This is a genomic window from Alteromonas sp. 5NW40-0090, from assembly GCF_057552975.1.
Map to the genome: position 1 here is coordinate 129,723 of NZ_BAAJLT010000009.1, position 19,094 is coordinate 148,816.

The window sequence follows — 19,094 nt, forward strand, 5'->3', positions numbered from 1 at the left end:
AACAAGGAACTCACACAATGCGTATTGTAGATATTGCTGTAAAGCGCCCTGTTGCCGTTAGTATGTTCACTTTTGCGGTATTGCTCTTTGGTATGGTGTCGTTAGGCAGACTGTCGGTTAACCTACTGCCTGACTTATCTTACCCTACTCTCACTATTCGCACCGACTACGACGGTGCAGCGCCAGGCGAAGTCGAACAACTGGTTTCAAAACCCATTGAAGAAGCCATTGGTGTAGTGAAAGGTGTACGTAAGGTCACGTCAACATCGCGAGCAGGACAGTCTGATGTGGTGCTTTCGTTTGCGTGGGGTACTGACATGGATTTCGCGAGTTTAGAAGTACGCGAAAAACTTGATGTATTGCAGCTTCCCCTTGATATAGAAAAGCCAAGACTTCTTCGTTTTAACCCAAGTTTAGACCCGGTAATTAAACTGGGGCTGACGGCACAAAGCGATACGTCAAGTTTAAGCGTAGCGCAAATGAAGCGATTACGTTTATATGCCGAACAGCAAGTAAAACGAGCGCTAGAGTCAGTAGAGGGTGTGGCAGCCGTGCGCGTTGGCGGTGGTTTAGAAAACGAGATTCACATTCTTATCGACCAGCAGAAAGCCAGTCAGCTGTCTATTCCCATTACCCGCATTGTTGACCGGGTAAGTGCTGAAAACATCAACGCGGCGGGCGGTCGAATTGATAACGCAGCCCAGGCGTTTTTGGTCAGAACCCTGAATCAGTTTGAAACACTGGGCGATATCGAAAACCTTTTCATTGGGCGTTTTGAAGGCAGAAACATTCAACTTAAAGACGTGGCAACGGTTGAGAGTGCTTATAAAGATCGTGATGTGGTAACGCGCTTTAACGGCAATGAAGGTATTGAAATTGCCATTTATAAAGAAGGCGATGCTAATGCGGTCAACGTAGCGCAAAAAGTGGCTAGCCGGTTAAATGAGGTCAACAACAACCTGCCTTCAACCTACACGCTTAGCGAAATTTATGACCAAAGCGTGTTCATTAAGCGAGCTATAGATAACGTGAAATCAGCGGCAGTGATGGGCGGTATTTTAGCTATGTTAGTGCTGTACCTTTTTCTTAAAGACTTCTGGGCTACCGTTATTATCTCGGTTTCTATTCCGGTATCAGTAATTGCTACCTTCAACTTGATGTATGCCAACGACATCAGCTTAAACATGATGAGCTTAGGTGGAATCGCACTTGCTGTTGGCTTGTTAGTAGACAACAGCATTGTTGTGCTTGAAAACATAGACCGTCACAAAAAGTTAAAAACGGCTGGAAGTGACAACGCTACAGCTAATGAAAACTCAAGAGCTGAAAACACTAAAGCAGAGGATTCCGCCGCAAGTGAAGGAACAAAAGAAGTCTCTGGCGCAATTGTGGCTTCGACACTAACCACTATGGCCGTGTTTGTGCCGCTAATATTTGTAGAAGGTATTGCAGGTCAGCTGTTTAAAGATCAAGCGTTAACCGTGTCGTTCGCTTTAGCTGCATCGCTTGTTGTTGCGCTCACACTTATCCCTGCGATGGCACATAAGAAGAAAAAGCAACAGCTAGACCACGAAGAGGTGTTCACTACACCAGCGCCTACCCCTCCTACGTCAACATTGGGCAAAGTTATGTATTACGTTACCCTGCCAGTTCGTTGGGTATTCAGACTTATCTTTGTTTTTTTACCTGCAGCCTTAGTAACTTTGGTGATTGGCGCATGGCATATCGTTAGCAAGTTATTAAGCGTTGCCTTTAAACCACTTATTTGGGTATTTAATAAAGGGTTTGACCTTCTTGCTTATGCTTATGAAAAACTGCTGCGCGTAAGCCTTAAAGCCAAAGCGGCGGTGTTAGCTACAGCCTTTATTCTTGCTGCTGGCGCGATAATGCTTGTACCAAAACTAGGTATGGAACTTATCCCTACCCTATCACAAGGAGAGTTTTCGGTAGAAGTGACCCTCCCTGCGGGCTCGCCACTAGCGCGTACCGACGCTATTATCAGCGAGCTTGCTGCGGTTGCAGTAAATAACAATGATGGCGGCGAAACCAAGGTGCTTCGCACGTATGCCATGTCTGGTACGGGTAGCCTTATAAGCGCCGCGCCTAATCAAGGTGGTGATCATTGGGGCCGCTTAAACATTGTCATGCAGCCTTCGGCGACAGCTTCCGATATGGACGCGGTAAAGCGTGCCCTTCGCGATCATTTAGCGTTTAAACCTCAGGTTCAGGCAACATTTTCAGAGCCTGAGCTATTTAGCTTTGCATCGCCTATTCAAATTGAAATTGCGGGTTACGACCTTAATCAACTACAACAGTATGGCGACGCTATTGCGACCAAACTAGCCAGTTTTAATAATTTTGCAGACGTAACGACCAGCATTCGCGACGGAAACCCAGAGCTTAAAATAGCCTTCCATCACGCCAAACTTGCTCGCCTTGAGCTTGATGCATCAACCGTTTCTCAGCTTATTGCGGCCAAAGTAGGTGGCCGTGTCGCTACACAGTACAGTGTTGAAGACAGAAAGGTGGATGTGCTGGTAAGAACCCAAGAAAACCAGCGAGATGACATCGCCAGCGTGCGTGCCATTGTTGTTAACCCAGGCTCTGCACAACCTATTCCATTAAGTGCCGTTGCAGACGTGTATATGAGCGTAGGCCCTAGCGAAATCACCCGCGTTGGACAGCAGCGTGTAGCGCTGGTATCAGCAAACTTAGCCAAGGGTAAGCTTGATGAAGCAGTTGCCGTTGCTAATAAAGTCATTGATGAAACCCAACTTCCTCTATCTTTAAGTGCAACAGTAACTGGACAAAGTGAAGACATGCAAAGCAGCTTCCGTTCGCTACAGTTTGCTCTGGCACTTGCGGTGTTCATGGTGTATTTGGTTATGGCGTCTCAGTTTGAGTCGCTGCTGCACCCTCTGCTTATTTTGTTCGCAGTGCCGCTAGCCGGCGCAGGTTCTGTGTATGGATTGTGGCTTACCAATACGCCACTAAACGTGGTGGTATTTATAGGTTTGATTATGCTGTGCGGTATTGTAGTGAACAACGCTATTGTATTAGTTGACCGTATAAATCAGTTACGCCGTCAAGGAGTAGATAAAGACACCGCTATTTTAGATGCTGCAAAGACTCGCCTGCGCCCTATTGTGATGACTACACTCACTACGGTGTTGGGGTTATTGCCTATGGCGTTTGGTCTTGGCGAAGGTGCTGAAATTCGCACGCCAATGGCCATCACCGTTATTTACGGCCTTCTGTTTGCAAGCTTGCTTACCCTCATTTTATTGCCAGTGCTTTACAGCCTGTTCGACGTGAAGAAAAACGTTGCGCAGAAAACGTCTGTTAATACTAATGCGGGCTTTGGTGACGAAGCAGCAATGTCGAAAGGAGGTGTACTATGAGTACACCTTCTCACAACGCTAATAACAGTTCTGAAACCAATACTGACATGCGCCAAACACGTGAGCAGAGTCAACGCGAGACAGACATAGCTTCACAGCCACACCTTTCAAAAATCGCAGGTATAGGCGCCTCGCTGGCACGCTTTGCGCTAGACAAGCCCGTTACCATCGGAATGCTGTTTTTGTCTATGTTGCTGTTCGGTATTGTATCTGGCCGCTTATTACCTTTAGAGAAGTTCCCTGGGATTGATATTCCAGAAATGGTAGTGCAGATCCCCTACCCGGATGCAACGCCAGTTGAGATTGAAACCATGATAACCCGCCCGGTTGAAGAGGCCGTTGCTACCATGTCGGGGATAAAGCGCTTAAGGGCCCGCTCGTACGACAATATGGCTGAGGTCATTGTGGAGTTCGACTGGGATGAAAACCTTAAAGCTAAAAGCATTGAGGCACGGGAAAAGATTGATGCTATTCGCCACGAACTCCCTGACGATATAGAGCGGATCATGGTGTATAAATTTAACACCAACGATATGCCTATATTCCAGCTGCGCGTATCGAGCGACCGCGACTTATCGAATGCTTACGACTTGCTTGAGCGTAACCTTAAGCGACCGCTAGAGCGTGTTCCGGGTGTATCGAAAGTTGAGCTATACGGCACCATGAAGCGTCAAATTACTATTCGCTTAGATCCTAAGAAAATGGCGGCCTACCAAATAGACGGTACTCGTTTAGAACAGCAGCTTCAAAACGCCAACTTCTCGCTAACCGCGGGCTACATGTACAATAACGGTGAAAAAATTCTGGTTAACCCAACTGGCGAATTTACCGATGTAAACGACTTTAAAAATATGTGGGTTACCCGCAGCGTTCGCTTGTCTGACATTGCCAGCGTGACTTACGAGCTTCCTCAACGCAACGAAGGACGTCACTTAGATCGCACCTTTGCGGTGGGTTTTAACGTATTTCGCGAATCGGGCAGCAATCTTGTAGAAGTTTCCGACGCGGTAATGAAGGTTATCGAAAAAGCCAAGGAAGACCCTGAGTTTACAGGCATTAGTTTATTTGTAATGGACGACACCGCTAAAAGCGTAACTTCGTCACTGAGCGATTTACTAAACGCTGGTCTTTTAGGTGCGTTGCTTTCAGTTATTGTGCTGTACTTATTTTTGCGCCAGCTTACCACCACCTTAATCGTAGTACTTTCAGTGCCGTTCTCAATTTGTATTACCTTAGGTGTGATGTATTTATTGGGCTATACCCTTAATATTTTATCACTCATGGGCCTTATGCTAGCGGTAGGTATGCTGGTAGACAACGCCGTTGTGATCACCGAAAGCGTATTTCAAGAACGCCAACAAGAGGGAGATATTAAGCGAGCCACCCAGATTGGTGTAAACAAAGTCAGCCTTGCGGTCATTGCAGGAACTGCAACCACCGCAATAGTGTTTTTACCTAATATTATTGGGGTAAAAATAGACGTGACTATTTTCCTAGAGCACGTTGCTGTGGCTATCTGTATATCTCTGTTTGCGTCGCTTTTCATTGCTAAAACACTTATTCCCTTACTGACAACTAAGGTAAAGATCCCAGTTGTAAAAACGCCTAAAACGCCGTCCTACATAAAAGGCTATGGCCGTGCGCTTAACTGGATGTTGAAACACCAGGGCGTAACCTGCGTTATTGCTTTATTGCTGCTGGCGTCGACCATTGTGCCCATGCAGATAGTTACTTCAGATGATGAGGGTAATAATAACCAAGAGCGCATTTGGCTTAACTATCACGTTACGCAGAATTTTACGCTTGAAGAAGTGGAAAAAACCGTCGATAGAATGGAAGCTTACCTTTATGAAAACCAAGAACGCTTTCACATTAAGCAGGTGTATACCTATTTTACTGCCGGTCATGCAGTAAGTGGTATCACGCTTAATGACGAGTTGCCCGTAAGTGTGAGTAAAATTAAGGAGGATATTCGTGAAAACATGCCTTCATTTGTGCGTGCTCGCCCCTCTTTCCAGTGGGATAGCGGCAACGGTGGTGGCGTAAGAGTAACGCTGTTGGGTGAATCTTCAGAAACCTTGCTCACTATTTCAAGGCAGATCATTCCTATTCTTTCTGCTATAGAAGGGCTGGAGGATGTAAAAGCCGACACTGGCTCTACCCGCGACGAAGTTCAGATACGCATAGACAGAGAGAAAGCAAACCGCTTCGGCATTCAGGTGAACGATGTGGCTAAACTTATCTCTACAGCACTACGAGGTAGTAATTTACGTACATTCCGCTACGGTGACGCCGGGGAAGTAGCAGTACAGCTTAAGTTTGGCAGCGATATTCAAGCCTCGCTAAGCGAACTTAAGAACATCAATATTGGGTTTACGCAGGGTCAATCGGTAACGCTGAACATGATTGCCGATTTCTCTGTGGTGCCCCAGCTATCGCAAATTAACCGCAACTATCGTCAAACCGCGCTAGCTATTGGTGCAAATCTAGAGGGTGAAACCACCACCGAGCAAGCTCGAGAACGCATAGAGAAAGCATTAGCCAATATAGAGCTGCCTACAGGCTATAAGTGGACGCTAGACGGCAGCTTATCTCGCCAGGATGAAGCTAATGCCGTCATGCAAATGAATATGCTGTTAGCGCTTTGCATGATATACGTTGTAATGGCTGCATTGTTTGAGTCGCTCATCCTTCCAACGTCTGTGATCACTTCGCTGTTATTTTCGTTTACCGGTGTCTTTTGGGCATTTATGGTGACGGGTACCTCAATGTCTATTATGGGCATGATTGGTATGCTGATATTGATGGGCATTGTGGTTAACAATGGCATTGTATTGGTAGACAGAATCAATCAGCTAATCAACGACGGTTTATCGCTGTATGACGCAGTGATTGAAGGATGTATGACACGTATCAGGCCTATTCTGATGACAGTAGCTACAACGGTTTTAGGGCTTATTCCACTTGCGATGGGGAGTACTCGAATAGGCGGCGACGGTCCTCCCTACTCACCGATGGCGATAGCTATCATTGGTGGGCTGGTGTTCTCAACGCTAACCAGTTTGTTCTTAGTTCCTCTTGCCTATGTGTTATTGCTAAAGCTTAGGTTTAAAACGCAGCGTTTGTTTAAAACCAGTAGAGCGCGTGTGGCCACGTATATTAAAATCGCCAACTAAGGCTCGACCTAAACAATAAAATAACGACAAAAAGCAGGTCTAGTTTTCACTACTACGTCAACGTGATTGACGATGAGTGTAAGCTAGCCCGCTTTTTCTGGATTTATAGTAACCGCAAGCAAGGCCTTAGCTACGCGAAGTTAAGTATTCGTGTACCGCATCTGCATGACGCTCTTCAGAAAACTTAATAAGGCTACTTCCGTTACACGTCAGGCCTTCTTCAGACGTTACCATGCGCAATACTTCACGTTGGCTAGCGCCAATACGACCCACGTTACGTGAAAGGCTAGAACGAAGAACTCTCACATCATCGTTGATTATCGCTTTACAAAACCCTGCAAACTGGGTTTCACCAACGAAGCGAATGTCTTTTGACTCTGCTGCTGCATTTGCATTGATGCTAAAAGCGACAGTCGCAGTAGCTGCAAAAACTTTGAGTAGGTTAGATAGTTTCATTTTAAAATCCTCAATGAGTGGTTAAGGGTGCTCTGCAAGTTTGTGGCAAACTCTCAAGTAAAGTTGAGCAGAGTTGAATTAATCAACGATTTGCTCAACGCCCTTTATTTATGCATCAAGAATAAAATTTTTTCTGTTGAATGATTGTGTAACCTGGGTAAATGCTTAGTAAATCAAGTTGTTACACTGTTGTTACCATGCTAACCCATTGAATTACTTGGAATAACATAAATTGCATATTACTAATATATCTAGCCACTATATTTATAGGAAGAAAGAAGTATAAGACTTAAGTATAAAAAAGCCCCTTTCGGGGCTCTAAAACTGTAATTTTAACAAAATAAACGGCAAATGAGAGTATTTATTGCGCTAAAACACACCTTTTTTTCGTAATTTAATTACACAAAACGAAGTGAATTACTCATATTTACGCTCGCGCTTAGTCTCAATTGCATCAATATAAGCGTGCCACGATGCATAGCCGACAATCGGCATGAGCACGATGAAACCCACGAAACCGGTCACATAGCCAATTGCTACTGTGGTGAAAATAATCGCTCCCCAAATGAGCATGGGTACCTTATTCAACCACACCGCATTAACACTGGTAAGCACTGCAGTTGCAAGATCTACCTTACGCTCCATTAAAATAGGTTGAGTAAACGCCGTAATAAATAGCATTGCCAGTGTAAAACCCGCACCGACAATTGTGCCCAGCACTAGAAACGGTAGTAAGCTTTCCAAGTCATTCTCTATATAAGGTGGATAAAGTGCATGGATTAGCGATGCCACACGCAGCCAAAATATCATCATCACCATAAGCAAAATGGCAAAGCCCCATTCGTTAAACGCATTTCTGCGCATTGCGCGCAGCGAATGGCGCAATGTGGGCTTATGGCCTTTCTCCATTTCCCAGCTTACATCATAAAGACCAGCAGCCAGAAACGGCCCTATCAACATAAAGCAAACAATGGCGGGTAAAATAACTAAGTGCCAACCTGTCATTTCAACCAAGTACATAATGAACCACGGAATAACCGCGAAAAGAACGCCATAAAACAATGTGAGTCCTGGAGCGCGCATAGCGTCTCGTAATGCCAATGACAACCACTTTATTGGATCGCCAACGTCTAATTCTTTACAGGGAATAACGCGTGCGATACCACTTTGCGTGATTGCATTCTCTGGTGTTTCTTTGAAATGGTGCGACATATTCTTATCACCTCTGCTTGTTAGCCTGTTTGTTACTAACGCGTTTTTTATACACGCCTTACTATTACGATAGGCGCTGAATGAAAAGTTCACAAGCTATTAACATAAATTTTATACTTAAGTGACAAGCGGATCGTTCATCTCGTTATATGGTCAATAAATAGCCACTTGGTGAAAAAAGTCGTACTTAAAGGGGAAATACTGCAAAAAGGCCATCGCATATGGCTTTGTATTGCGATAATCTCAGGGTATGTAAATCAACCAGATAGACCATGAAAACTGTATCTCGCTCACATAAATTAGATAACGTTTGTTACGACATTAGAGGCCCAATTGCTGCACAAGCACGCAAAATGGAAGACGAAGGACACCGCATATTAAAGCTGAATATCGGTAACCCTGCCCCATTTGGATTTGAAGCCCCTGACGACATCGTAAAAGACGTTATTCATAACCTGCCTACGTCTCAAGGATATTCAGACTCGACAGGAATTTATGCTGCCCGTGTGGCCGTGATGCAGTATTACCAGCAGCGCAACATTAAAGACATCCGTGTAGACGACGTTTATATTGGTAATGGCGTATCTGAGTTAATTATGATGGCAATGCAGGCGCTACTTAATCATGGCGATGAAGTGCTTATTCCAAGCCCTGACTACCCGCTTTGGACGGCAGCAGTTAGCCTTTCGTCAGGCTCACCCGTTCATTATCGCTGCGATGAGCAAGCAGGCTGGTTCCCAGATATTGACGACATAAAAAGTAAAATCACCAGTAAAACTCGCGCAATTGTACTTATCAACCCTAACAACCCAACCGGCGCAGTTTACGACAAAGCCCTGTTGCAAGAAGTAGTTGAAGTTGCCCGCGAACACGGACTTGTTGTATTTAGCGACGAGATTTACGATAAAATTCTTTACGATGAAGCAAAGCACACCAGCATTGCTTCACTGGCTGACGATGTGTTTTTTGTTACCTTTGGCGGCTTGAGCAAAAACTACCGTGTGGCGGGCTTTCGTTCAGGTTGGCTTGTAGTAAGCGGCAATAAGCGATTAGCGTCTGACTATATTGAAGGGCTTAATATTCTGTCTTCCATGCGGATGTGCGCTAACGTACCGTGTCAAAGTGCTATTCAAACTGCGTTAGGCGGCTATCAAAGCATTGACGACTTGGTGAAAGAAAACGGGCGCCTTCGCATTCAGCGTGACGTAACTACAGATATGCTAAACGGCATTGACGGTATTTCGTGCGTTAAACCTAAAGGTGCCATGTATTGTTTCGCCAAAGTGGATGAGAAGAAATTCAACATTCAAAATGATGAACAAATGGTGCTGGACTTATTAAGCTCTGAAAAAATCCTGCTGGTACACGGTCGCGCGTTTAACCTTACTGAAGGCACGTACTTTCGATTAGTATTTTTACCGCACAGCGATGTATTAGTGCCTGCACTTCATCGTATTGGCAACTTCTTTAGAACGTATAAGCAAGGGGCGTAATGTGTCTGATAAAAGTCACTTTTTTGCGCACCTAGCGCGCTTAAAGCTTATTAATCGCTGGCCGCTAATGCACAACGTGCGCACAGAAAATGTGCAGGAGCACAGTTTGCAGGTGGCCATGGTTGCCCACGCACTTGCTTTAATAAAAAATAAGTTTTTTGGCGGCACACTAAACCCTGATCGTATTGCTACCATGGCAATATTTCACGACGTGTCGGAGGTACTCACCGGAGACCTCCCGACCCCAGTGAAATACTTCAACCCTGCGATTAAAGAAGAATATAAAAAGATCGAAAAAATTGCAGAGAACAAGCTAATTGAAATGGCACCAGAAGCATTTCGAGAAGACTACGCTGCGCTTATTGATCATCACTACCATAGTGAAGAAGAAGCTTTTATTGTGAAAGCAGCAGACGTACTTTGCGCTTACCTTAAAACGCTTGAAGAATTAGCTGCTGGCAACCAAGAGTTTAAGTTGGCAAAAAAACGATTAGATAAAACCCTTAAAGAATATCATTCTGAAGAGGTGGACTACTTCTTAACACGTTACGTACCAAGCTTTTCTTTAAGTCTTGATGAAATTACGCAAGACGATATGTGAGCAAGGCGATTAACAGCGCTTAAATCACTATACTGACGAATAAAAGTAGCATACACAGCATGGCAGCGAGGTTTTTTTGGCAAAAAGCGATTGGGAATTAGCATTACACGAACGTCGTTTACCCCGTAGCGAAACAAGAGACGGCGACCATCGCAATCCGTATCAACGTGATAAGGCACGCGTTCTTCACAGCGCTGCCTTTCGCAGATTGCAGGCAAAAACCCAAGTGCTCGGTGTGGGGCTGAGTGACTTCTATCGCACTCGACTAACCCACTCTCTAGAAGCGGCCCAAATTGGCACCGGTATTACAGCCCAGCTGTGGGTGAAATTTCCAGATATAGCCACTACTTTGGCGCTTGATCCTACGTTAATCGAAACCCTCTGCTTGGCTCACGATATTGGCCATCCACCTTTCGGCCACGGTGGTGAGATTGCCCTAAATTACATGATGCACCAATACGGCGGGTTTGAAGGAAACGGACAAACCTTTAGGATCATCACTCAGCTAGAGCCCTATACCGCCGAACACGGCATGAATTTATGCAGAAGAAGCGTGTTAGGCTTGGTTAAATATCCTAACTTTATTGATGCCCTTCATAGTAAAGAACCTACGCCCGAGCGCCCTGTTTCACTTCGTCAGGTTAAAGCCCACGACTGGCACCCGCCAAAAGGTCTGTTTCGCTGCGATGAGCCCCTATTCGACTGGCTACTTGGGCCATTTAACAATGAAGATAAAGACAGGTTTATGCGGTTTGCGGCAAAACAAAACGGTCACAGCAAAACGCAATTTAAATCCTTCGACTGCTCAATTATGGAGCTGTCTGACGATATCGCCTATGGCATTCACGACTTAGAAGATGCAATTGTAATGGATATGGTCGACAAGCATCACTTTGTCGAAGACGTAACCACCCCGCTAAAAGCGTTAGATGTACCGTGGCTGTCAGACAATATAGAAGTGCTAACCAATAAGCTATTTAGCGCTGCACATCACGAAAGAAAAAATGCCATAGGCGCGCTGGTAAATAGCTTTATCACAGCTATTGAAATAAAAGGCGTTGAGGGTTTCGCTCACCCGTTATTGGCGTTCAACGCCGTAATGCCTGAACAATATGCACAAGCCTTGGAGCTTTTCAAACGCTTTGTGTTTAACAAAGTAATACGCCGCCCCGATGTGCAGCTTCTTGAATACAAAGGGCAGCTGGTGGTTATGGAGCTTTTTGAAGCCTTTGCATCAGATCCCGACCGCTTACTTCCCGAAAATACCCAAGTTCGCTGGCGTAAAGCTTGTGAAGACAATAATGGTATGCGCGTGCTCGCAGATTATATATCAGGTATGACGGACGAATTCGCATCTCGCCTATACAGCAATATCTTTTCACCTAAACAAGGCGGTATTCAAGATAGTCTGCATATGTAGATTGTCTTGTTTTTTTAAATTAGTTGAAATGAAAAGACCGTTCTCTCGGTCTTTTTTATTATGTTGAACTTACTCGTTACACCAACGTAGCTAACTGTAACGGTTGAAATGATGACCATTTCTCATAGTCTTATCATAATTTAGGTGACGTAATGCCAAAACTATTTAAGCCCTCAGTAAAACTAACTGATAACGACGTAACCAATGAAGGCGTTTACAAAAGTCGCCGTTCATTGCTCAAATCTATGGGCTTTGTGGGAGCGTCTGCGCTTTTGGCGAAGTCGGCAGGTGCTGCCGGTTGGTTTTGGGAAGATGAGGAAGAGAAGGCAGCGTTTAAGGGAAAGGCGCTGAAGTTTAGTCAGCCCCCTAAGTTCCAAATAACGGAAACCCGAACGCCTGAAGATAAAGTAACCAGCTACAACAACTTTTATGAGTTTGGCACATCTAAAGATGCACCAGCCAAAAATGCGACTGAATTTCAAACTAATCCATGGACGTTAAAAGTTGACGGGATGGTTAATAAACCCATTGAGCTTGATCACGATGCCTTAACAAAGCGGTTTCCCCTTGAAGAGCGCATTTACCGTTTACGCTGTGTTGAAGCGTGGTCGATGGTGGTGCCATGGATTGGGTTCGAGTTAGGGGCGTTGTTAAAACAAGCCGATCCATTAATGTCAGCCAAATATGTGGCATTTGAAACTTTATATGACCCTGAGCAAATGCCCGGTCAACGAAGCCGCTTTACCGGTGGTGGCATTGATTACCCTTACGTAGAGGGTTTGCGTCTCGATGAAGCCATGCACCCCTTAACGCTCATGTCGGTTGGCCTTTACGGGAAGACCTTGCCACCTCAAAACGGCGCGCCTATTAGGCTTGTTGTACCGTGGAAGTATGGTTTCAAGAGCATTAAGTCTATTGTGAGAATTCGCCTTACCGACAAGAAGCCGCCTACCACATGGAATCGTCTGGCCGCCAACGAGTATGGCTTTTACGCCAATGTGAATCCAAACGTGTCGCACCCAAGGTGGAGCCAGGCCAGCGAGCGTAGAATAACCACAGGTGGGCTACTCGCCAGAAATCGCATCGACACCCAAATGTTCAACGGTTACAGCGAAGTCGCGCCGCTATACAAAGATATGGACTTATCCCGTTATTACTAGCTGGTACGTTTTATAGGGCTACGAGTAAATAGCTAGTCATTCATATCAATATCACTTAACTAGAGTTTTTAAACATTATTATTAAGTTGTTCATTTAATGCCGTTAAGAAAAAAACCATTTCGACTCTCTGTATGGCAGCGCCGCAGCCTAAAAGGTCTTATTCACCTTTTCGCATTGGGCTATATCGCCTGGTTGTTTTTTGCAGGGGTAACCGATCAGCTTGGTCCAGACCCTGTAAACACGCTCATCAATGAGACTGGAACCTGGGCAATTCACTTTCTATTACTAACGCTTACTCTTAGCCCACTTGCTAAATGGCTACCAAGCCCAGAACCGGTGCAATTCAGACGTATGATTGGCGTATACACCTTTGTGTACGCCTTTGCACACCTGCTCACTTACATTGTGTTTGAAACCCAGCTTGATATGGCACTAGTGGCTAGCGAGATAGTAAGCAGGCCATACATCATTGTTGGCATGGCAGCGTTACTTCTTCTTTTTGCTCTCACCGCTACGTCGTTCAAGCGTATCCAGCGCAACATGGGAAAAAAGTGGCAGAAGCTTCACAACAGCATTTACCTGATCCTGCCCCTTGCACTACTTCATTTCAGCTGGTCGCAGAAGACGTTTTGGCAAGAGCCAGTCTGGTATTGGATGGTTGGACTGATATTAATGAGCCCAAGAATGAAGCAGTGGTATGTGACGTATCAGAAGAAAAGTCAAAAGAAGTCGAGAGACAAAAACGCAGTGGCGTGAGAAAACTAAAGTCGAAAACCTTTTAAACAAGCACGTAAAGCAGCGCAGCATAACGCGCTGTTTTGCTAAGAGTTACCGCGAGAATAAAAAACCAAAACGGGCTTCTAAGTACACCTGCTACTAAAGTAATAGGGTCGCCAATAATAGGTACCCAGCATAAAAACAAGCTCCACTTCCCCCACTTTGTAAAGGTGTAGCTTGCACGGTTAAACGCTGCTTCGCTCACTTTTAACTTATGCGTCGCTATTTCTTTTCCGAACTTGAAGCCCAATGCATAATTAACCACCGAGCCGAGTACATTTCCTAACGAAGCAACAACAAGCAACAACACCCAGTTCAACCCACTACTGTATAAAGCACTAAGCACAATTTCAGAACTAAAAGGCAATATAGTGGCAGCCAAAAATGCCGATAAGAACATCCCCAAATAGCCTAAATGTATTAATGCGCTCAACGCTCCTCCAGCTATATACAGTAGTTTTCTATATAAAATTCGCGCGCATCTTACCTTAATCGGAGTATGAATACTTCCTTCAGAATTCGATAGCACAAAAAAACCATTATCTTTTATATAGTTACTGACAAAGCACCAATTTGTGTGAAAAAAGTACAACTAAATACTTGCCAAATCCCTCTTTTATGAATACTGTATACACATACACACTGTATAAGTAACCAGTATCAATTGATAACAATATTCCTGAAGTTCGATTTATGAACTTAAGGGCAAATGCATAAAGGGTTTTACTATGAACACATCTTCAGTTTCACGATTCAATGCTTTACGCGCTTCGGTTTCAAATGTTGTTCAACTACCTTTGCCGATAGAAGGGTTTCCTAGCGAAAAACAAGGTGATGGAAAAGGAAATAACGACAAAGGTTGGAATTATCTGCTTTCAAATACGGTGTCGTTTTCAAAAACTGTAGATCACGCTATCCGTATTCAAAAACCTGAAAAGGAAAAAATGCCCGAATGGATCAGTAAGCTGATTACAGGTGGCCAGTGTAAAACACTGTACGTGGAAAACATTGATTTAGACCTTCAACCAACCGATAGTGAAATGATCAGAAAGCTGTGTGAGCTTTACTCTGTCAGCCTGGTGAATGTACGTGTTAACAGCATTAATGACGAACAAAACGTAGCATTAGGTCCTTGGTAATACAAAGCCTGTTTATGCTTACATCTTGCGTTTGCCCCATCTTACGTTTGCCTGAATAGCGATGCGTAATCAAAGGCTAACGTATATTTTCATACAGCTCTTTGACGTGGAATCTCTGACATGTACCCTTTGGCATGGACCGCCAAGGAATCTTTGAATATCGGCAATATTTACGTTTAAAAAAGTTGGGGCTCACGCAACTTATACTTATACTGTAGTGCTTTGTTTTAGTCTTAAACTGCGAGTTGTCTTATGCGCTGTTACTGTTGCTCATCAAAATCCTTTGACGAATGCTGCGAGCCTTTTATTAAGGGTGATAAACACCCTTGTTCTGCAGAGCAACTTATGCGCTCCCGGTTTTCAGCCTACGCTACAGCGCATTATCAATATATTCTTGAAACCTACACCAAAGAAAAGCAGCAGGGTCTTTCTGTAGAGGATTTGGCGCAAAGCGCACAAGGTGCGACATGGTTCGCACTTAAAGTACACCCCACTCTAGCGGCTAGCTCCGTAGATAACTCCGTAGATAGCTCCGTAGATAACTCCGTAGATAGCTTGGTAGGTAACTCGGTCAGTAGTACTGAAGATAGTTCGATAGACAGTACTGTACATGCTGACGCTAAAGTCGAAGCGCAAACCAACGCCGAGGCAATCTCTAAGCCAAATTTAAAGCCCATCTCCAAGCCCTATACTGCCACTGTTGAATTCACTGCTTACTATTTTGAAAATAAAAGCATGTATCAGCTTCACGAAACGTCGAATTTTAGTGTTGAAGACGGTAAGTGGCGTTATCACGATGGAGTATTACACGACGACTGCGGCAAAATTAAATACGGGAGAAACCTACCTTGTATTTGCGGTAGCGGTAAAAAGTTTAAACAATGTTGCGCGTTAAAGCAGCGTTGAGCCCAAACAATATCCGTAATTCCCCCATATCGTTCGCAAAAATAATATTTTATAGTGACCATAGGTTCTGTTAAGAAGTAATTAACATGATGAAAGCTACTGTGTGCTTGATTTTAGTAATAGCTGTTGCGTTACTTATTTTTGTAAACATTCACTCGGCACAAGACATACCCGTGGAGAAACTTAAACCGCGCTGGGCGTCTTCAGCGTCATCATTCGTAAATATTGATGGATTGACGTTACACATACGTGATGAAGGCCCAAAAAACGACAAAACACCTGTAGTTTTAGTCCACGGCACGGGCGCCTCTCTTCACACTTGGGATGGCTGGGTATCAGGCCTAAAAAGCAAGCGTCGCGTTATTCGTTTTGACCTACCAGGTTTTGGTCTAACCGGGCCGGAACCTCAAAACAATTACACAATAGAAAAGTACACTGATTACCTTGTGAAACTGCTCGATCATCTCGGGATCGCCCACGCTATAGTGGCGGGTAACTCACTGGGTGGCTATGTTGGTTGGGCAACGGCGGTACGTTATCCGAACAGGGTATCTAAATTAGTGCTCGTTGACGCTTCTGGCTATCCGTATAAAGCAGAATCTGTACCTATTGCGTTTAAGCTATCTCAAAACAAGTTTGCAAGCATGTTTTTGAAGGATTTCATACCCAAATTCGTTGTAAGAAGTAGTATTGAAAACGTATACGGAGACCCATCATTAGTCTCTGACGAATTAGTTAATAGATACTACGAGTTAGCGCTTAGAGAGGGTAATCGCGCGGCGATTTCAGAGCGTTTCGTTCAAACTCAACCCGGAAAGCTTCGTTATGAACTCAACACATTGTCTGTTCCTACTTTATTAATTTGGGGTGGCAAAGATAAGCTAATACCGCTTGAAATCGGTAAACAGTTTGAGCGCGACATTCCCAATAGCACACTCGTTGTTTTTGACAATTTGGGGCATGTGCCTCACGAAGAGAATCCCGAGGCTACGCTATCTACAGTGCTAGCGTTCCTGTAAAAAAATATCATAGTAGGCGGTATGTCTCTTTAATACATTAAAAGAGCGCCCCGTGCACGGGGCGTTGCTTCTCTGTTCTGCTATACCTACCCCATTTTAGGTCATTTTAATTCTTACTCCACCAAAGCTATCTTAGAACTTTAGGTAACGCGACAGCTCATTATATAAACTCTTTGTACGGAGAAGAAGCGCAAGAATGTGGCTTATGGAATGACTCAGCCCCAAAACGTTCCCAAGTAACACGGTTTACTTTAACAACAATTGTATTAGTATAAACTGCAGAGCGGATTTGTATTACGTGAAGTGCAAAGCCGCTTTTTTATTTCCAATTGTCACAAAATTGCTGCGAGCTCTACTATCGTGGCTAATCATAAAAAATAAAAAACAAGGAATGTTATGACTACTATTTTACGTATCGCTGCGACGATTTCTGCTACTACGCTATTGTTAGGCTGCGGTGGTAGCGATTCAAACGATGTACTCGACGACCTTAACGCCAACCGCGCAAAGTGGGAAAGCGCGAATATCGACAATTATCAGTTTGAATATCAAATTTCATGTTTTTGCACCGAAGAAACCATACTTCCTCGCTTAGTACTGGTAGAAGGTAGTCAGGTCACCTCTCAAACTATTATTGAAGGCAATATTGCCCTACCGCTAGATGATGCATATACAGAAAGCATTGATAGCTTGTTTCAGCTTATTTCATTAGAAGAAAGTCGTGCCGAATCACTATCGGTTAAATATGACCCGGAACGCGGCTACCCAACCGAAATTAAGGTCGATATCAACGAGCAGACGGCTGACGACGAATATACCCTAACAATTAGCAACCTTATTACCGCAGGTGATGTGGCCTGTACAGCAACGGTAGAAGATGGCCTCTTGCTTTCAGTAACCGATCAAACAACGCAAATGCCAAGCGCATGTGGAGTTACTGCTACTGCAATAGAAGAAGCGTATTCTGAAACTGTTATAGTTGATGAAACGGATTGTGCAGAAGACCATTTGATTGCAATGCTGGAAGAACGTCCTGGTTTTTACACCCTCACAGTACAAAAACAGGGTTATCAAGACTATCAAGTAGATAACATAGGCATTGGTAAAGACTTATGTCATGTGTTGACCAGAGAACTTAACGTAGAACTGGTACCAGAATAACCATTACTCAATGACTCTCGAAATAAGCCTGAACCATAAAATGAAATGACACCCAGTAGTTGGACTATACAGTTACTGGGGTCACTTCAGAAGGCTCAGGCTTTATTGTTAAGTTACCCACGTGTCAGGCTTTTAGGATCAGGGCACAAGCACCATCTTGCCTTTCACTTCCCGGTTCATTACCTTGGCCATGGCTTTCGTTGCTTGCTCTAAAGGTAATGCTTCATCTACGACCACCTTAACCTTACCTTGCACATACCAAGTTAAAAGCTCTTGCATGTTTTCCGCGAAGCCTTTTGGATCGTGCTGAGTAAACGAGCCCCAAAATACGCCCATAACCGAATAGCCTTTTACCAGCGCTAAATTAACCGGAAATTTCGGGATCTCACCGCCAGCAAAGCCAACCACAAGTAAACGCCCTTCCCATGCCATACTGCGGCTGCAAGCGTGGAATGTGTCACCGCCAACGCATTCATAAACTACATCGACACCTTTGCCGCCTGTGACTTCTTTCAGCGTTTCTTTGAGATCTTTTTCTTTGTAGTTAATTAAAACGTCTGCGCCATACTCTTTAGCAAGCGCCAGCTTTTCTTCTGTTGAGCAAACTGCAATCACTTTAGCGCCCATAATCTTGCCTATTTGCACTGCTGCTAAGCCAGTACCACCCGCTGCGCCGGTTACAACCAGTGTTTCGCCTGGCTGCAGTTTTGCGCGCTGCTTTAATGCGTGATGTGCTGTCGCATGCGCAGTTACAAGAGCAGCCCCTTCATTAACATGGATGGGATCAGGTAATGGCATAACATGAGTGGCAGGGATCAGCGCTTTTTCTGCGTAACCACCTAAGTTAGACAACGCAATAACTCGTTGCCCTTCTTTTAAATGGCTTACGCCCTCACCTACTTCAGATATGGTGCCTGCCACTTCATTGCCAGGAATAAAAGGGAAGTCTGGCTGCATTTGATACAGACCTTGCACCAATAGTCCGTCTGGAAAGTTCACCCCTGCGGCTTCAACATTTACGACTACATGCCCTTTTTTTACTTGCGGGTCTGCAACGTCTTTAAATTGAAGTTCTTCAAGTGGCCCAAAAGATTCGCATACAATTGCTTTCATACTGTCTCCAGTTGCTTTGTTCGACGTGCACGCTATTGATAGCATGACCTGTCATTAAA

At 44.4% G+C, this 19,094-nt stretch carries 15 protein-coding genes; 11 read left to right on the plus strand and 4 right to left on the minus strand.

Features of this window, described 5'->3' with window-relative positions:
- Positions 1-17: 17 nt before the first annotated feature.
- Both AC27KT_RS12725 and AC27KT_RS12730 read left to right on the plus strand, forming a co-directional pair.
- Complete coding sequence (locus tag AC27KT_RS12725; protein ID WP_487130491.1) at positions 18-3,401, plus strand: efflux RND transporter permease subunit; 3,384 nt, start codon at positions 18-20, stop codon at positions 3,399-3,401.
- Positions 3,398-6,577 carry an efflux RND transporter permease subunit gene (locus AC27KT_RS12730; RefSeq protein ID WP_487130493.1) on the plus strand — a complete coding sequence of 1,060 codons (3,180 nt, stop codon included), beginning with the start codon at positions 3,398-3,400 and terminating at the stop codon, positions 6,575-6,577. The genes AC27KT_RS12725 and AC27KT_RS12730 overlap by 4 nt, the downstream gene beginning before the upstream one ends.
- A 126-nt stretch (positions 6,578-6,703) precedes the next feature.
- On the opposite strand, the gene AC27KT_RS12735 is transcribed toward AC27KT_RS12730, so the two are convergent.
- Positions 6,704-7,033, minus strand: coding sequence for a DUF3718 domain-containing protein (locus tag AC27KT_RS12735; RefSeq protein WP_014979515.1), 330 nt, complete (start codon positions 7,031-7,033; stop codon positions 6,704-6,706).
- A gap of 417 nt (positions 7,034-7,450) precedes the next feature.
- Complete coding sequence (locus AC27KT_RS12740) at positions 7,451-8,245, minus strand: DUF2189 domain-containing protein (RefSeq protein ID WP_487130495.1); 795 nt, start codon at positions 8,243-8,245, stop codon at positions 7,451-7,453.
- 272 nt (positions 8,246-8,517) lie between these two features.
- Between AC27KT_RS12740 and AC27KT_RS12745 the strand changes: the two genes are divergently transcribed.
- The 5 genes from AC27KT_RS12745 to AC27KT_RS12765 all read left to right on the plus strand — a co-directional run bounded on the left by AC27KT_RS12745 (position 8,518) and on the right by AC27KT_RS12765 (position 13,676).
- Positions 8,518-9,738, plus strand: a complete 1,221-nt coding sequence (locus AC27KT_RS12745) for a pyridoxal phosphate-dependent aminotransferase (RefSeq protein WP_014998627.1) — start codon at positions 8,518-8,520, stop codon at positions 9,736-9,738.
- A 1-nt stretch (position 9,739) separates the two neighbouring features.
- Entirely contained in the window at positions 9,740-10,339 is a 600-nt protein-coding gene (yfbR, locus tag AC27KT_RS12750; protein ID WP_012519109.1) for a 5'-deoxynucleotidase, read from the plus strand.
- A gap of 76 nt (positions 10,340-10,415) precedes the next feature.
- Positions 10,416-11,759 carry an anti-phage deoxyguanosine triphosphatase gene (locus tag AC27KT_RS12755; protein WP_487130498.1) on the plus strand — a complete coding sequence of 448 codons (1,344 nt, stop codon included), beginning with the start codon at positions 10,416-10,418 and terminating at the stop codon, positions 11,757-11,759.
- 152 nt (positions 11,760-11,911) lie between these two features.
- A complete protein-coding gene (msrP, locus tag AC27KT_RS12760; protein WP_487130500.1) occupies positions 11,912-12,919 on the plus strand; it encodes a protein-methionine-sulfoxide reductase catalytic subunit MsrP in 1,008 nt (335 codons plus the stop codon).
- A 97-nt stretch (positions 12,920-13,016) separates the two neighbouring features.
- Entirely contained in the window at positions 13,017-13,676 is a 660-nt protein-coding gene (locus AC27KT_RS12765) for a protein-methionine-sulfoxide reductase heme-binding subunit MsrQ (RefSeq protein ID WP_487130502.1), read from the plus strand.
- Positions 13,677-13,698: 22 nt separating this feature from the next.
- Here the strand turns inward: AC27KT_RS12765 and AC27KT_RS12770 are convergent, their stop codons facing one another.
- Positions 13,699-14,097, minus strand: coding sequence for a YqaA family protein (locus AC27KT_RS12770; protein ID WP_487130686.1), 399 nt, complete (start codon positions 14,095-14,097; stop codon positions 13,699-13,701).
- 328 nt (positions 14,098-14,425) lie between these two features.
- On the opposite strand from AC27KT_RS12770, the gene AC27KT_RS12775 reads away from it, so the two are divergent.
- From AC27KT_RS12775 to AC27KT_RS12790, 4 genes are all read left to right on the plus strand, one after another.
- The gene (locus AC27KT_RS12775; protein ID WP_487130504.1) at positions 14,426-14,836 is read left to right on the plus strand and encodes a deoxyguanosinetriphosphate triphosphohydrolase; all 411 of its coding nucleotides are present in this window, start codon (positions 14,426-14,428) and stop codon (positions 14,834-14,836) included.
- A 252-nt stretch (positions 14,837-15,088) separates the two neighbouring features.
- Complete coding sequence (locus AC27KT_RS12780) at positions 15,089-15,742, plus strand: YchJ family protein (protein ID WP_487130506.1); 654 nt, start codon at positions 15,089-15,091, stop codon at positions 15,740-15,742.
- A gap of 86 nt (positions 15,743-15,828) precedes the next feature.
- Positions 15,829-16,761, plus strand: a complete 933-nt coding sequence (locus AC27KT_RS12785; RefSeq protein WP_487130508.1) for an alpha/beta fold hydrolase — start codon at positions 15,829-15,831, stop codon at positions 16,759-16,761.
- A 396-nt stretch (positions 16,762-17,157) separates the two neighbouring features.
- Positions 17,158-17,922, plus strand: coding sequence for a DUF6174 domain-containing protein (locus AC27KT_RS12790; protein ID WP_487130510.1), 765 nt, complete (start codon positions 17,158-17,160; stop codon positions 17,920-17,922).
- Between the two features lie 138 nt (positions 17,923-18,060).
- On the opposite strand, the gene AC27KT_RS12795 is transcribed toward AC27KT_RS12790, so the two are convergent.
- Positions 18,061-19,035 carry an NADPH:quinone oxidoreductase family protein gene (locus tag AC27KT_RS12795; protein WP_061486004.1) on the minus strand — a complete coding sequence of 325 codons (975 nt, stop codon included), beginning with the start codon at positions 19,033-19,035 and terminating at the stop codon, positions 18,061-18,063.
- Positions 19,036-19,094: the final 59 nt, after the last annotated feature.